Here is a 16405-nt window from a genome sequence, read left to right as displayed (position 1 = left end):
GTACATAAGCCTCCTCTATCTGTGACACATTAGTAGGGTACAAACATTCCTTGTTAACGGAAGGTGGGAAGGGCTTGTGCGTAAAAATCGATTGTATGAAGAGAAGCTATTGGTAAATGGATCGATCGGTGGCGAGGTTTTATCCAGTCAGGAGCGCCAAACATTGCAAAGAGAAGCTCAAGAATTAAAAGAGCTGATGGAAAAAGCAAAGCAACAGGAGATTGTCGAATAGGTTCCACGTTAAAAAGAGCGGCTGAAAAAGCCGCTCTTTTAGTTGATACAGTAGGTAATAGCAGGTTATTTTGGACGCTTTGATAGCAAATAAAATAAAAAGCAAAAACTGACCCCAAGAATAATGATCCAGATAATACTAGTAAAAGGTAAACTGCTCAATGTTTTCTCTCCTCCTAGATGCCTAACCTGTTCATGAAAATTGCTCCTTATCTCCAATGTAAGCAAATCATCTGTTATAATCAAGTTCTGATAGCTAGAACGTGGGAAATAGAGAGAAGGAGAAACATTTTTATGAACTTTAGTATCGACTGGCTTTCCTTTTTTGTATTAGAGCAGATTGATGACGAGGGAACGAAGCAGGTACGCATGTCTAAAATTCTCTCACATGATGAATATGAACAAAGCGAACTAAAAACGTTCCTTGATGGGGAATTTACAAAAATCGCTAAACGAAAAGTAGAAAAAAACCCCTTACATGATGCGGCCGCAACTAAATTGGGACAATTTATTTTAGAGCCTGGACACCCATTAGATTCAAACCCCAATTATGGGCTGTTTAAACGTTTGTTGCATTCGACAGCTAAGGAAGATATCAAGACGCATTCGCTAGACCTACTACAATCGTATGTCAAAACACCACAAGTACGTGGTGGTGTACTATTAATCGTCAAAGCCAAGCTAGATAAGCTCGACGATCAGTTCTTATTTCTGTTAAAATGTGATTTTGAGCAAAAAACAGCAGTGATTACGGATGAAAACAGCCTGATCTCCAATGTGGAAATGGCGATTAATGCCAAAAATATCAAATCAATCATGTATCCTTTCATGGAAGAAGAAGGTATGGTAGATATTTATCATGTGAAAATCCACCAATTCTCACATGCCCGTTATTTTGAAGAATTTCTCAAGTTTATTGAGTATCCAAGAACGATCACTGAGATTGTTTCCCAAGAAGTTATCTCGCTGGCAAAGCAGCATATTGAATACACCTATCCAGAAGATTCACCACAGCGTCAGCAGGAGGAAGAGGAAATTGAGCTAATAGCTACTAGTCCTAAACGAGAGCTTGCTGAGAAATGGGAACATGAGACAGTTATGGAAGCTATGCATATCATTACCGAGCATCAACCTGAAATTGAACTGAAATTTAAATTGGATCACTTGCAGGTAAGAGCAATGCTGTCCGATTACGGGACACAAATGCATATTGCCAAGGTGAATGGTCGTTATGTTGTTCTCTTAGAAGGAGATGTGCTGCAATTTGAAAAAGGCTTTTCTCCGGTCGAATTTTTAAAACCTAAATCTCTTCATGAACTAGTAGACGACATCGAGAGAAGAGCTAAAGAAGCGAATAGTCATCCTGGATACCAAGAAAATAATGCTGAAAGAACCTCTACTATGGAAGTAGCATCAGCAATAGCACCTTCAGATGATACACCACCCTGGTAGAGGTCACCATTTCCTAAAAGGTAATGAGAAAGCAATAGTACCTTTCAGACAAAGAGGTGAGTAGATGAGCTACAATCATGATCAAGAAAGTAAACACGATCAGAAAGGTCGTAAATCCATTCAGAAGCGGGTAAAAGAATTATTGGAGAAAGAATTACCCGAAGGCTGGAGTTGCCTACTAGATGGAGAGCAGATTAAGCTACAAGCTGTTTTAGAAGGTGAGATCCATGAGCGTTCTATCTCTCTGCAAACCTTATACAAGCAAGTGGAAGCCCAGCCTGACAATCGCCGCGAACTTTTATATCGCTACATTCAGCATATAATGGCAGCAGTAAAAGGAGCTACGGAAACGAGTAAACTAACGGGAAATGAACAACGTGTGTATCCAGTGTTGCGACATTCATCTTTTTTCGACCATCCTAGAGCTAAAACCTTAGTAACTCATCCTCATACAGCAGAAACGACGATTGCCTACGCATTAGATCGAGAGGATGGATACGTTTTACTAGATGAAAAAATGCTGCAGCAGGCGGGATGGACGCAGGAAAAGCTACATGACCTTGCTATGGATAATCTTGAGGCATCTCCCTATACCATCAAAAGTGATCAGGTAGGGGAGCATGTTCTTTATTTTCTCAATTCCCAAGATGGATATGCTGCGAGTCGTATTTTACTACCTGGCATCCTACATGAATTTGAGGGAAAAAAGACAGGGAAGTTAATAGGAACCGCTATTCCCCATCAGGATGTTATGATTATTGGTGATCTAGCAAATGATAAAGGAGCACAACTATTAGCTCAAGTAACACACCATTTCGCAAGTAAAGGTGACGTACCGATATGTCCGTTACCTTTCATCTATCAACAAGGGGAACTAGAGACCTATCTGGTCGTCAGTCCTAATCAGAAAGGATAAGAAATATGCTAACGAAAATTGAAAAAGAATTACTAGAGGAATGTATGGATGATTTATATGCTGATTATAGCGATTATAAAAAAAGCTTGAAGCCAGGGGAAGAAATGAATGCAACTTATAAGACATTTATCAGCATTACGAAAAAATTGGGATTGAGCCAGCCTAAATAAGCCAAAGTGGTAACTGCATGGATACAAGAAGCTACGATTTTATCTTAGGTAAAAGCTTCAGTCACGGGGAAAGCAATCTAGTACCAGATTGCTTTCCTTTTTTTAATAACTATAACTTGGCAACAAAATGCCAATTATTTTGTTTTGAAAAATGACGAGCTTTTGTGATGAGATTGTAGCCACTGCTTTATTTTCAAAAACGGAGCAAACCAATGAGTGCCTTGTTTAATCATATCCAATGCTGATTCATATTCGGCCTCTCCTGTCACCGGTAACAGGCTTTCCGCTACTAATTTGTCATACCAGGACACGTCACAAAACCAGTCCATCCCCCCAGCATTCTTATGTCGCACTGGTGACCACACTTGTTCCAAAGAAGGACTGTAGTATGGGGAGGAGTAAGCAGTGGTAGAGGAAGATTCGCTTACCTTTTCTTTAGTAGAAGTAAATCGATGGGGCCAATAATCAGACCTTGAGCCTGTATGCTTCACCTCTTCACAAAATCGACAGATAGCTTTCAACCGCTCAGGATCAGCAAATAGATGATGATATAAGGTTTTGCCGATCTGAATACGACTGGATAGCTTCTCAAAATGTGCTATACCTAGCACCAGCATTTTGTCATAGGTATTGCTACAGGGTATCTGATAAGGGAAGAGGACTTGTTGTAAGGAAAACATTTCGGGTAAGGTAAAGTCTAACCGTTCTAGGACATGTGCAACAAAATAGGGATGGGTAATGACTCGCTGGTGTATGTAATTTTGCTCGTTAATAATGAGTGCCCAAGTAAGGCGTCTACGTTCATCTTGCAGAGCAGTATCAAAAGGCTTCCATGCTTTTCTTTTGGTTTGAGAAACACGATTCCAAAATCGAGACCAGATCGGGATCATAAATTCAGAAACACCAAGTTCAGGTAGCCATGATGAAAAATCCTGTGTATGTGTCTGCATGGCTACATATAGTAATAGCTGTGGATAGGCATCTTGGAATATGAGCCAGTTACATCGCTCCAAAAAGATAAAAAAATCCTCTATTTCTTGTTGAGGTAATATCTTTGGCAGCCATTCCCCGCATAAATCGGTCATTTGCCAGCCACCGTTACGTGAGACCAAATGAGCTAACAGGGCCCAATCTATTTCAGGATAAGCTTTGTAAAAGGAGTGATAGGCATTCGTACGGGTAATATTAGTAACATTAGCTTCTTTTACCTGATGACGAATGCTAGTTAGGATTTCTGTTTTTGTTAAGGCAGACATGGTGGTGTGAAATATCCTTTCTTTTACAGGTACATATTAGCCTCTCCCGTTAACAAAAAGAACATGCAACGTATTTAATAGTAAAAAACAAGCTTCACTCCTGTATGGGCGGAAGCTTGTTTATTTTTCTACTTATTTTGGTAAAACCTGAAATAACATTGAAACGATACCTGCAGCAATTAGTGGGCCTACCGGAACCCCTTTAAACAGTGATACTCCAATAATCGTTCCCACTAATAAACCTGTTACAATAACAGGATTCGCTGTCATGAGGCCTGCACCCCTGCCTCCTAAGTAAGCAACAAAAATTCCTACCACGACAGCTAATAACGACTGCCAGTGCGTAAATGTACTCCAAATCATTTGCGGTGTAATTTTTCCACTAGCAAGCGGGGTCATGACGCCAATCGTTAAAATAATGATTCCAATATGCAAACCGTTTTGTTCTAAAAACGGAAAAACACGCTCTAATTGTAATAAACGTACAAACAATAAAAAGGAAACCGCAATCGCTACGGCATTATTACTACCAACAATCGCCAATCCTAGCAATAACAATAGAAGTAAACTGGTTATGTCCATGATGATTGTCTCACTTTCTGCTTACATTTATTCTTCTAGCATACCGATTGGAAAACCAACAGCTTCTGCTTCTCTGTGATGTTGAAAGGTTCCCCATGCAAAGACACCATTAAAATACTCGATGATAAAGGGCTCTTGTTGTCCATGTACCTTATAGCATTTCCCGATACGGAATTCTTGGGTACCCACGTAATAAGATTTTGCCATGAAAAATTTTTGTTCAAGAATGCCAACGCTTACCTGATCATTTTGTCTTTTTTTCTCATCAATTTGTTCACGGAGTGTTTCCATTTCTACTTGTAGTTCGGCTAAGGTAAACTGGCTGTATAAACGCATGTTCTGCCTCCTCTATGCTTGACTCCTGCTTCAATTTATCTTACTAACACTTTATTGTAACAAGAAAAAAGAAAAAACGTGAGCAAAATAGTAAAAAAAAAGCACTCATCCGTCATGGAATGGGTGCAGAGAATATGGGGGTTTTGAGAAGGAATACTCACAAATCGATTGATTCGCTCTCACCCGAATAATCGAATATGTGATGAGTACTCTGAAGAATGGTCTTCAGAATCCTACTCAAATTTGAAACGACTGATTAGAGCTTACTATAGCAAATAAAAATAAATTGAAAATAAAGGTAAAATAAAAGAAAAATAAAATCGTATGAAGCCACATGCAGATCGTATTTTCTATACAGCAAACACGTGGTTATCAATCACGACGGTAGTTGTCCGGCTAAAAATCCAACGAGAGGTAGAGATGTCTGGATTGTAAAAATACAGCGCTCCACGAGAAGGATCATCCCCAAATAAAGCATCACGTACAGCTAATTTGGTTTCTTTGTTTTTCGCAGTAGATAACCGTCCATTTTGGATAACACTAAATGCATTACGTGCAAAAATGACGCCCTTGATAGTATCGGGAAACTGCTCAGATTTTACGCGATTTAAAACAACCGCTGCTACAGCAACTTTTCCTTCATAAGGCTCACCACGACTTTCCGCATAAACTAGACGTTCCAGCATGTCTATTTCCACGGAAATAGAAGTACTTTTTTGTAACCGGGAAAAGGTTTCTTCATTAAGTAGCCCAGTTGCCGGGAGACCTTTCAAACGTTGAAAAGCGGCTACAGCTTGTCCTAATTGTTCACTTGAACGACCATCAATCTGTCCCTCATAAAGTCCCACCATTTTCAGCTTATCTTGGGCTTTCTGAATATTTTTCCGACTACCTTCTTCTGGTAGCTCTTCTACAGATTCCAAATTCGCTGGACTTTGTTGGGGAGCAAAAGCAGAGGTAGCAGGCTGTTTATCTGTTTTGCTTGCAGACACGGGTTGAATAGCAGGAGCAGCTACACCAGCTGGTGTAAAGAAAAAGGCGATCGAACTAACGCCTGCTAAAAGGCTAATGTGTAAAGCCATACGTATCAAAGGTAATGTCCTTATTGATTGCAAGAGAATGCCTCCTTTAAAGTTCGGATGGGAACAAGCCTAGTTCACCACACGTCAAATTTGGCAATTTTTTCATGTAATAGAAAAGGACGTAGAGGTAAACGCCCTTTTATTTTTTGTCCTCAATTTATGCCGTTGAGTCTTTTGTCTTCAATTATTCTAGTCATAGGGCAAAGTCTAGGACAATAGTAGGATATTGGAAACGGATGTAAGGGAAGACGCATTCAAAAACAGCATAAGGATATATCAATGAAAGAAATTTTCGTTTGTAGGAAGCAGGAACACGTAAAGAGAAAGAGGGAGGTTTTTAGTAGTGTGAGCCGATAAATCGCAATAGGACAAGTGATGGAGGTTGAAGGAGATTTTGTATAGGTATGGGCTAACGATGTAGAATACAAGGTCGAACATAATCGGAAAAAGAGGAAAATAGATAGGGCGAGAAGATAATAAATGGTTCATTCTGTCAAGAATGAACCCGAAGATTGGCTATCATACCTCTAATTCCCATGGGAAACGTATGAAATAAAATGGAAGAGATGGACTGGTCTCTGTATATTTTGGTAGTCATATATACAAAAAAGCCCTTGGGTCATGCCAAGAGGCATTTCAAGAGCTTGTGGTTTTCATACGTTTATTTTTCTGTAACGGTGATCTTTTGAATGGTGATTGTTTCGGTTGGTGTACTATTTTCACCAAATGCATTTGCTTTGACAGGTGTAACAGCAATTTTATCGATCGTATCCATACCTGCTGTTATTTTACCAAATATCGTATAGTTTGGTTGAGCCTCCAAATTCTTTACATCATCTCCAGAACCAATGAAGAACTGGCTACCATTGGTATTTGGCCCCGCATTAGCCATTGCTACAACACCTTTATCATACGAGTGACCATTTTTTAATTCATCTTCAAAGGAGTAACCAGGGCCACCTGTGCCATCTCCCTTTGGATCACCAGTCTGAATCATGAAGCTTTGGATGATGCGGTGAAATTGTATACCATCGTAAAAATGATCGTTTGCGAGGAAAACAAAGTTGTTGACGGTTTTAGGAGCGTCTTTGGCAAACAATTGGATGGTAAATGAGCCTTTGTTCGTTTCCACAACGGCTTCATAATTTTTGTTTGGATCAATCTTCATCTCAGGAGCCTTATCATATTGTTTACTAGGCTGCTTAGTAGTTTCATCCTTTTTGTCTGTAGGGGTGGTTTGACCAGAAGTAGCGTTATTTTGTTGCTGATCAGTAGCTGGAGCTGTTTTTGTCCCACACCCTGTTACGACAAGAGTGAAGCCCAATAATAGTGCGAGTGGTAGACGTTTCATGATGAACCTCCTTATTTTTTCTTTATTGTACCAGACAATCTATGCAGAGGTGAAATGAAAGGATCAGATCGTCTCCCATGCGGGGAAGTCACTCGATTCGGGGTTAAAAATCACTCATATGGATTTCTTTCCTAATCATTTATTTAAGATATCAACCACTTGAGTACTAATTCCAAGAGAAGCCAAAGCTCCCAGCAGAATCATACTGAATAGGATTAAAAGCTACTTCGTTGTACCTTGAAGAAATTTTTAATCTTAGCATTTTGTTTTTCTTTGGATTCTCGAATTAATCTGATTTCCTCACGTTGTTGACGTATTCCTTCACGTTGCTGGCCAGCAATAGAAGTTAGTTTGGTAATGTTATAAGTCATGGTCACAATGGCATCATTAAAAAGCTTCTCGCTGTGTTTAATGCTCAAGTTAATGTCTCGAATATCTTCTTTTGTCTCTACTTTGAAAGAGTTTAGTTCTCTGTGTAGGTTCTCAATTTTTACTTCTAAAACTTGATTACTGGACATAGTAGCAGTTCCTTTCAACATAGAGTAGCATAGATTGACTAACCCCCTTTCCAACGAATAGGAATGGTTTTATTAGGTTTTGAGTCTAAAATTTGAAGATCACCTTTCTTGTTTTAAATAATAAAAAAATTATTTAATCTAATATTTTTTATTGTTATTTACAAAAAAATACAATAAAGTTAGGGTTAAGTTAAGATTAATAAAGGATGTAATGTTATTATTTATAAATTATGGAAGGGGATTGACATGGTTGACAGTCTAACTTTCACAACATTGGGGGAACTGATAAAAGAAAAAAGGTTATCTTTAGCAATGAGCCTATCAGATTTAGGAAGAGGGACTGGGATTAGTAAAGGGGTTATTTCCAAAATAGAAAGTGGTGAGACTAAGCGCCCAGAGCTACGAACTTTAAAACCAATCGCAGATGTTTTAGAAATTACTTATGAAGAAATTATTGATCTTTATGTTGATATGCAATTACGTGATGATGTCTTAGAGGGGTTTTTAGCAGAAGCTATTGAAATTGCAAATATTTCATTACTCACAAAAGTAGCTAAAAAATTCCTTGAGAACCCAAAGAAAGATACGTACACGTTATTAGAAGAGTTGTATAATCTAACAGCTTCTCTTAAAAACAATGAAGTGAGAATATCACTTTACAATACCATTATTAAGTACGCTAGATCGCATGGGGAGTCGCAATACATAGCCAAAGGGTTATATCAAAAGTATATGATCGAGAGAGAAGAGCTTAAACATTTAGAGGAATCGTTCAAAGTTGGGGAAGAGGTTCTGCATTATGTGGATTTTCTTTCCCAAGAAGAAAAAATCACTCTCTACTATAGAATGGCACTTCACGCACATAATATTAAAAAGTACGACAAATGTGTAGAGTTAGGTAAAATGGGGATACAAGAAGATGAAACAAAAAATGATCTTAAAGAAAGTGTAGCATTGGCAATGTGTAATTCTTTTGTAGAATTCGAAGACCATGCCAGTCTTCATCTACATTTAGATGAATGTGAAAAAGAGGAATACCGGTTTATTATTGAATGTATAAATTATTATCGAGCGATTATTCTTTCACAAAGAGGTGATTATGAAAAAGCCATTCCTTTGTTGCAGGAATGTTTAGAAGAGGTTAAAGGCATTAGACGCTTGTATCGATTAAACAGGCTGTTAGAAGCTCTATCTAAAGCGGGAAAAATCGAACTAATCAGAGAAATAATACAGTCTGAGGAAAACCATTTTTCATATAATCCAGTTACACCACATCAATATGCCCAGATAGGTATGTACTATAAATTTACAGGAAATTTTCTTATTGAAAATGGGCAATTCGATTTGGGTATAGAACAACTTCTTCAGAGCATATCCTATTATGCTTTGATAGGCTCCTATATGGATATTATTGAATGCTCCAAGGAGATTTTTTATTATCATGCCCTTTTCAAAAAACATACTAAATTTGAAATTGCAGGAAAGTTAAACGAATTGTATAATGAAGTTACCATGGGAGAAAAAGAGGGAATAATGATGAAGAAAATTGTAATTTCTACTATTATCTTTTCAACCTTCTTATCACTTACATTTCTTGCTTGTGATAAATTTACGGAAGCTTATCCAGAGAAGTATTCAGCTTCTAAAGTTTATAACGAAGACCCCGGACATTAATCATTTGAAATTTTTCCAGTGAACGCCACACTTTTTACAGAGTGGTGTTCTTTTTATTTATAACAAAGTGCGGATTATGTAATGATTTGTCAAATTTTGTTGAACGTTTCGATTTTTTTATTTTGCAGAAAAAACAATACGGTTGGTAAAATATTGCACAGGAGGAAGAAAAGGAGGTGTTACTTCAAATTAAATGATTTATCAACTAAAAGGAGCGCTCCCGTTAGTTTGCACACCATCGGAACGCCCCTGTCATGAATAACAAAAAATGTTATTCGGAAAAATTATACCATTCAATTGAGGGAGGAGAAAGCATTAACTTTCTGACAGAAAATGATTTATTGAAGTCCTTTGAAGACCTCCAGACAAAATTAGTGGAACTATATCGTATAGAAAGAAGGCTCATTTTTAAGTCCGACAGTGTTGCAACCTGAGTCAACAACTGGACAAAGATAAATAAAGTAAATGTCGAGACTAGAATAGGTTGTAAGGAAACCTTCTGGGTATATAAATAGCCGTTTTTCAGCTATATCTAAGCAAGCATGATCTGGAGTGTTATTTATGAAATATTAATTACAGGGATGTCCAAAAATTTAACGGATGATTAATAAGATATGGAGGTGATGTTTAAAAGTAAATTACTCTTAATAGCTCTTACCTTTTCTTTAATCTTTGGAGCTCAAAATGTATCAAAAGCAAGTAATTCTGAGGGTCATACCCATCTTGACTTAGATGTTGTGGAAGTTTCAAGTTTCAATGATAGTGTGAAACTTGTTTGGAATGGTAGCGCCAATTCTTACGAGATTTACTCCCATGGAGAGAAAATATATGCTGGTAAAGACCAAGTATATACACATGAAAAATTAGAGGCTGATACTCCAATGGAATATACTATTGTTGCATTGGATGAACAAAACCAAGTGTTAGATAAAGCTAAGATAGAAACATACACTAAAGCTAAAGCCAATAAATTAGGACTAGATTCTTCGGAAGCGCTAGATTCTTTACGAGTTACAACCATCTATAAAAATAATTATATTAAATTCGACTGGGAAGATATACCGAATATTAAGCAATATGAAGTCTATAAAGACAATGTGAAAGGAAAAACACTTGATGAGAGCGAATACAGTGAGAAAAATTTAAATAAGCTTACAGGAGGGACATATGAATTTATTGGGAAAATTGAAATTGACGATAGTCGAAAGGAGAAAATAAAAAAAGAGGCAAAACAGAGACTAAATCGGGAGCTAACTCACGAAGAAGAGCAAGAACTATTTTTTTACAATTCCTCAATAATAAAAATATTTAACCCCAATACTGATGCATTAAATAGCAATAAAACTATTACTACCAAAGATGTTGACCCTGCCCACTCCTTTTCTCTATTATATCAAACTTTTATTAAAGACCAGTTTGCCGACAATCCTTACTTTCCATACACAGATAAAGAAATTAAATATTTTGGAGGAGATGGACGAGGATTCAATCCAACGAGTTATGCTTATCGTACTCGTACTGAGTCACAATACATTTTTCCTTCAAGATCATTAAACCTTAGTAAGTCAATCGGAACTTCAAAATTCTATGATTCAAACAAATCTTTAAAAGATACTCGTGTTGCAAGTAGCTCTGGCATATATATGTCTGAACAAGAAAAAACAGAAACATCTGCAAAATTTATTGTATATCATTCTGCTGCGATTCCCTATAATTCAGCAATTTCACCATCAATTGATTACAACTATACAGCTACACTGAATAGTGAAAATGGTGGGAAGTTCACGATTTATGGATCTCATGATAAGGCTCCTCATCATGAATTTTATTATAAAATGAACGGCAGTGGACCTTATAAGACATTGTTTCAGCATGAAAATCAAGGATTCAAATATCTGTTTGGAATGTATCCAAATTGGACATTTAATATATCCAATTAATATGTTAGAAACCTTCCCTCCTAGGGGGGAAGGTTTCCAAAAGGAGAGCTGTTATATGAAAAAGTGTAATCCTTCATTTGTATTATCTTTAATAGCAATTATAGGCTTTATACTAATGATAGTAGCAGATTTATCCTTTGGTATAAGCAATGTCTACTGGTTACAGTGGGGATTACTTCTTTATTTGTTTATAATAGTTTACTTTATTTCTCTTTTGTTTACTTTTTATGAATATGTAAAGGGGGCATTTAATAAATCCTTTATTGGTGGTGTTTCACTGAATATTTTAGGATTAATTCTATACTTGATTTATACGAGTAGTTTATAATGAATGGATAAAAAGAGACTTGATGGAAGAGTTAATTATAATCTCATTAACAGGAACTATACTTGCCATTTGAGCGGATTAGCATCGCTGATAATTAATGTAGAACGGTTAGAACATGTACAATTAAGTTATTGCCCCTAAAACATAGATTTTTTCTTTCGAATTGTTATACTCTCTAATATTATAAGGAATACATATAGAAATACATCCACTAAAAAACAAATTAAGTACCAAAAGTGAAAAGCTCCCCTTCCATAAACCTTACTGATTGTTCTTCTCGTATTTATCCCATCCCGAATTGTATTATCACGATACCCTCTTAATTCTAAATCCAATGATCTCAAGCGATTATCTTATTGTAAGTAACGAAATTTCTAATCCTTTATAAGAAATTGGTTCTTATTTCAAAAAATGAATTCAGAATGGAGAGTTTGGTGATGAAAAAAGTTTCCCTTTCCTTATTGATTTCCATTCTAGCTATCACTTCATTTTCAGCTTGTTCTCCAATCAAAGCTGAAGCAACAAGTAGCAGTGTACTTGCCAAAAGAAATGATTTACTAACAAAAGAGAACATAACTTTCATAGCTTCTCTATTAGAAAAGTCTGCTCCTGTTGTGTTGAATGATGAAGTCCTAACCAGCAAAGGAGACATACCTAAATTAATTTGGTTTGATAAATTGCAATCATGGACAGGAGAATTTGTATCACTTACAAGCTCAAAACAGTTTATTGATGGCAACTCGAAAGAAGTTATCATTTCAACATTAAAAAAATACTATACCTCCTCTAAAGCAGAAGAAATCTTTGCCTTTTACTTTAAAAAGAGGGACGATGGTACTTATGAATGCATTGAGACAGAAGGTTTTTCATCAAGTCTGCAAGGTATTCTGGAAGGTCTAAAAGTAAATATCCAAAAGAAGAATGAAACAAATACAAGTGTTTTGTTCACAGGTTTTGGATATGACTCCTTTAACTTTAAAGAGATACAAAAAAGTGCAATAAAGGTACAATTCAATCTTGTCAAAAATAAGGATCATTATCTCATTGACGATATGATTGACCTAGATTAAGTTTCAACCATGACTAGTACCACAAGCCATTTTTAGTGTCTAACAACAGCCAATTGGAGGTACATATGAAAATAACAGGATTAATTATTACTTCTTTAGGGCTTATTGGACTCTCACTAGTACTAGAGATGGCAAAGTTAACTATGTATGTTGACAAAATGATTGGCAGTTTTCACCCTGACTGGACAAAATATTTGGAAATGGGTACGATATTTCCTGTAATACATAGCCAGTATCTACATCATATTGTAGATTCCTCACTGTAATCCTCGCATCTTCTTACCCTTACTGTAATACTAGCTGGAAATTTTACATCACGATATCCTCTAACCTTAATTTCTGCATTTAAAAATCCTGAATGAACTTGAATACTACAAGGAAAATCTCTAACATGTCGAACAACCATTTGGCTTGAGAAAAACTTCCTTGGTGGAATAACAATTGAGCCACTAAGTTGATTACTTTCTCGTTGTGGTTTGCCCAAAGCTAAACTGGATATTAGCTTATAGAGCCAGGAATAGTAGGCTGTCTAAACCCCATACAGAAAACAGTTTAACGCAATAAAAATTTTTACCTAGCACAATAAATCAGTTCTTTGAATATGATTGTTATATGAAAAAGTCAGTGTGTACACTGGATTTGTTTTGTACTAAAGGGTGAAACTTGCGGAATTGTAGTTTACAGTCTCACCTCACACCGATATGTATGAGCAGTTACTATGTTTGGTGGGAGGAAGAATAAATGGATTCCTTTCAAAAAAATAATATGTTATCACAAAATTCATCAAGTGATGCAAAAAAGAAACAGTCAACCGGTAATTCATTAAGTAATACAGAAAAGAAACAGTCAACCGGCAATTCATCAAGTAATGCAAAAAAGAAACAGTCAACCGGTAATTCATCAAGTGATGCAAAAAAGAAACCGTCAACCGGTAATTCATCAAGTAATGCAAAAAAGAAACCGTCAACCGGTAATTCATCAAGTGACGCAAAAAAGAAACAGTCAACCGATAATTCATCAAGTGATGCAAAAAAGAAACAGTCAACCGGTAATTCATCAAGTGATGCAAAAAAGAAACAGTCAACCGGTAATTCATCAAATGATGCAAATAAGAAACAGTCAACCGATAATTCATCAAAATCACACTGCCATAATAATAATTTAGAACTCATTGTGGCTATTCTTCTTTTAACTGGTAAGTTAAGAGTAGATGCTGTTCAATTGTTTAGACAAGCTACGATGATTGTCAGTTTAACGGGAAAGTACATTACATTAGGCGATTTGAATAATAAAAATGTAGATAACATGCTGAAAGTTCTTAACGATAATGGAAATATGACCGTAGATGAGATTATTCAGACACTTAAAAAAGAAAATGGATAATTGATGAGTTTTTTTAGAAAGGAAAAGGGTGAATTCATAATGTGTATTTTTGATGGAGAGGGTTTCTCGGAATTAATATTAATAATTATTTTAATTGCATTGCTATTATTTGGTTCCAGAGATATTATTGGTCTTTCCGCTCAACCAACAAAACCTTAGAAAAACTGAGTGAAAGCACCTATAAACATAAAGAGAATGCCAACTCCCGTTTTAATTTTCTGAACAACCGGCAATTAATGTGCAAAAATTCATTCAAGAGGCTGTGTTTTTTATCGTTGAGAGACAACCTTATTGATTTGGGCTTCGGTTGTTTCTTATCCAAGATATAAGCGAAACGCTAAAAGTAAGGTTATAATAATAACGAAAGAAGATCAAAGATGGTCCCAATATACCCAAAATGGATGATTTGACAGTGGTGAAACAGACAATATCGCCAAAAACGGTCAATTTAACATAGGTTGATACACACCGAAGTTCTTAAGGATATTGAATAAACAAAATGGTAATTTCGTTATTGAAGTAACGGGAATCTTAGTTAAATAAGAAACCAAAAGAAGGACCCAAAAACGGGTCCTTTTTCTTATTGATGAATTATCAACATTGCTGTTTAACAGATTCAAAAAATAAATTCAACCTCTTCTCTTTCTACACGTGTCTTTCAATATATTTAACGTAAGCTGAGTCAGTCTAATATTTAGAGAACAAAAAAATATTGCAATAAACCATAAAGTTTTTTGTGATATAACCGATATTAATAATAGTCACCTAAATCATGGATATTTTTTGAGCAAATGATGCTCAGATAGGGTTCTACTGTCCAAAGTTTGGTTGACTGGCAATCTTGAAACGATCCTATTTCAGAATCATGAAACACTACATATCTTGAGCAAATGGATGGTTCAAGAAGTAAAAAACACGGAGGTAAGGAATCATGAGAATCAATCACAACGTATCAGCACTAAACACACACCGTCAACTAGGTGTAAACACTGGCGCATCTGGTAAAAACTTGGAGAAATTGTCTTCTGGTCTTCGCATCAACCGTGCAGGTGATGACGCAGCTGGTCTAGCAATCTCTGAAAAAATGCGTGGACAAATCCGCGGTCTAGAAATGGCTTCAAAGAATGCTCAAGATGGTATCTCCTTGATCCAAACAGCAGAGGGTGCTTTGACTGAAACCCACAGCATCCTACAACGTATGCGGGAACTAGCTGTTCAAGCATCTTCTGACACAAACGAAGGAGTTGACCGTCAAAAGCTTCAAGCAGAGGTTGATGAATTGTCTAAAGAAATTAAACGTATTTCTACAGACACAGAGTTCAACAACCAAAAAGTATTGGATGGTTCTTTCGATAACAAAACGTTCCATATCGGTTCTAACCAAGGACAAAATATTAAATTAAGCATTAATGATATGAGCAATGAGAAGCTTGGTGTAAACGGTTTGGCTAAAGAAACAACTGCGGGTGATATCACGTTTACTAACAGAAGTGGCGACGATGATTTCAAAGTTGAATTTGTAATTGGAGCAAAAGGCTCCAGTACATCCGCTGCGGTAGATTCCAAGACTGGAAAAGTGACTGTAACATTAGCATCTACTAATGGTACAGATACAACAGCAAAACTTGATGACGTTTTAGGAGCTTTAAAAGGAGTAGGTGTTGAATCGAAACTTGCCACTGGTAAAAAGGGAAGTGATGCTGCAGCTAAATTAGCAGAAACAACTATTGCCAAAGCTGCTGCTACAGACGTTGATGACACAAGAGGTGTTAACATCTCCACTCAAAAAGCAGCAGACAAAGCGATCACAACCATCAACAACGCTCTTAGCAAAGTATCCGAAGAGCGCTCTAAACTAGGTGCAAACCAAAACCGTCTAGAGCACACCATCAACAACCTGGGAGCAACTGCTGAGAACTTGACAGCAGCAGAATCCCGTATCCGCGACGTTGATATGGCGAAAGAAATGATGGACTTCACGAAAAACAACATCTTGACTCAAGCAGCTCAAGCCATGCTTGCACAAGCTAATCAACAACCTCAAGGTGTACTTCAATTACTTCGTTAATGTAGCGATGATCATTTATGGAAAAGACCTAGCTAATCCGTTAGGTCT

General features: G+C 36.6%; 17 protein-coding genes. 11 read left to right on the top strand and 6 right to left on the bottom strand.

The window, feature by feature from the left end; genetic code table 11:
• Positions 1–76: 76 nt before the first annotated feature.
• From ACQV1I_RS15935 to ACQV1I_RS15920, 4 genes are all read left to right on the top strand, one after another.
• On the top strand, positions 77–232 hold the full coding sequence (locus ACQV1I_RS15935) for a hypothetical protein (RefSeq protein WP_018670449.1): 156 nt from the start codon (positions 77–79) through the stop codon (positions 230–232).
• A 293-nt stretch (positions 233–525) separates the two neighbouring features.
• The gene (locus ACQV1I_RS15930; RefSeq protein WP_116334125.1) at positions 526–1683 is read left to right on the top strand and encodes a DUF3900 domain-containing protein; all 1158 of its coding nucleotides are present in this window, start codon (positions 526–528) and stop codon (positions 1681–1683) included.
• A 64-nt stretch (positions 1684–1747) separates the two neighbouring features.
• Complete coding sequence (locus ACQV1I_RS15925) at positions 1748–2599, top strand: DUF1444 family protein (RefSeq protein ID WP_094702327.1); 852 nt, start codon at positions 1748–1750, stop codon at positions 2597–2599.
• A 5-nt stretch (positions 2600–2604) separates the two neighbouring features.
• Positions 2605–2769 carry a hypothetical protein gene (locus tag ACQV1I_RS15920; protein ID WP_018670452.1) on the top strand — a complete coding sequence of 55 codons (165 nt, stop codon included), beginning with the start codon at positions 2605–2607 and terminating at the stop codon, positions 2767–2769.
• A gap of 134 nt (positions 2770–2903) precedes the next feature.
• Here ACQV1I_RS15920 and ACQV1I_RS15915 read toward each other — a convergent pair whose 3' ends face one another.
• The 6 genes from ACQV1I_RS15915 to ACQV1I_RS15890 all read right to left on the bottom strand — a co-directional run bounded on the left by ACQV1I_RS15915 (position 2904) and on the right by ACQV1I_RS15890 (position 7894).
• Positions 2904–4025 (bottom strand): DUF2515 family protein, encoded by a 1122-nt coding sequence (locus ACQV1I_RS15915; RefSeq protein ID WP_116334124.1) that lies wholly within the window; start codon positions 4023–4025, stop codon positions 2904–2906.
• A gap of 132 nt (positions 4026–4157) precedes the next feature.
• Complete coding sequence (locus tag ACQV1I_RS15910; RefSeq protein ID WP_018670454.1) at positions 4158–4607, bottom strand: DUF441 domain-containing protein; 450 nt, start codon at positions 4605–4607, stop codon at positions 4158–4160.
• Between the two features lie 27 nt (positions 4608–4634).
• Positions 4635–4943 (bottom strand): DUF1811 family protein, encoded by a 309-nt coding sequence (locus tag ACQV1I_RS15905; RefSeq protein WP_116334123.1) that lies wholly within the window; start codon positions 4941–4943, stop codon positions 4635–4637.
• Between the two features lie 350 nt (positions 4944–5293).
• Positions 5294–6058, bottom strand: a complete 765-nt coding sequence (locus ACQV1I_RS15900; RefSeq protein WP_116334122.1) for a cell wall hydrolase — start codon at positions 6056–6058, stop codon at positions 5294–5296.
• Between the two features lie 628 nt (positions 6059–6686).
• Positions 6687–7376, bottom strand: coding sequence for a peptidylprolyl isomerase (locus ACQV1I_RS15895; protein WP_116334121.1), 690 nt, complete (start codon positions 7374–7376; stop codon positions 6687–6689).
• Between the two features lie 215 nt (positions 7377–7591).
• A complete protein-coding gene (locus ACQV1I_RS15890) occupies positions 7592–7894 on the bottom strand; it encodes a hypothetical protein (protein WP_236645790.1) in 303 nt (100 codons plus the stop codon).
• Positions 7895–8140: 246 nt separating this feature from the next.
• Between ACQV1I_RS15890 and ACQV1I_RS15885 the strand changes: the two genes are divergently transcribed.
• The 7 genes from ACQV1I_RS15885 (at position 8141) to ACQV1I_RS15855 (ending at position 16357) form a co-directional block, all read left to right on the top strand.
• A complete protein-coding gene (locus ACQV1I_RS15885) occupies positions 8141–9568 on the top strand; it encodes a helix-turn-helix domain-containing protein (protein ID WP_116334120.1) in 1428 nt (475 codons plus the stop codon).
• 623 nt (positions 9569–10191) lie between these two features.
• Positions 10192–11508: a DUF3238 domain-containing protein gene (locus ACQV1I_RS15880; protein WP_161555086.1), complete on the top strand. Its 1317-nt coding sequence runs from the start codon at positions 10192–10194 to the stop codon at positions 11506–11508.
• 55 nt (positions 11509–11563) lie between these two features.
• Positions 11564–11836 carry a hypothetical protein gene (locus ACQV1I_RS15875; RefSeq protein ID WP_018670463.1) on the top strand — a complete coding sequence of 91 codons (273 nt, stop codon included), beginning with the start codon at positions 11564–11566 and terminating at the stop codon, positions 11834–11836.
• Between the two features lie 437 nt (positions 11837–12273).
• On the top strand, positions 12274–12906 hold the full coding sequence (locus ACQV1I_RS15870; RefSeq protein ID WP_116334118.1) for a hypothetical protein: 633 nt from the start codon (positions 12274–12276) through the stop codon (positions 12904–12906).
• Between the two features lie 65 nt (positions 12907–12971).
• Positions 12972–13172, top strand: a complete 201-nt coding sequence (locus ACQV1I_RS15865) for a hypothetical protein (RefSeq protein WP_018670465.1) — start codon at positions 12972–12974, stop codon at positions 13170–13172.
• A 475-nt stretch (positions 13173–13647) separates the two neighbouring features.
• The gene (locus ACQV1I_RS15860; RefSeq protein ID WP_116334117.1) at positions 13648–14289 is read left to right on the top strand and encodes a hypothetical protein; all 642 of its coding nucleotides are present in this window, start codon (positions 13648–13650) and stop codon (positions 14287–14289) included.
• A gap of 931 nt (positions 14290–15220) precedes the next feature.
• Complete coding sequence (locus tag ACQV1I_RS15855) at positions 15221–16357, top strand: flagellin (RefSeq protein WP_116334116.1); 1137 nt, start codon at positions 15221–15223, stop codon at positions 16355–16357.
• Positions 16358–16405: the final 48 nt, after the last annotated feature.

The organism is Brevibacillus sp. JB24b (assembly GCF_051713385.1).
GTDB lineage: Bacteria > Bacillota > Bacilli > Brevibacillales > Brevibacillaceae > Brevibacillus_B > Brevibacillus_B laterosporus.
Note: the sequence above shows the minus strand (reverse complement) of the source record. Positions and strands in the feature narration are given on the sequence as shown.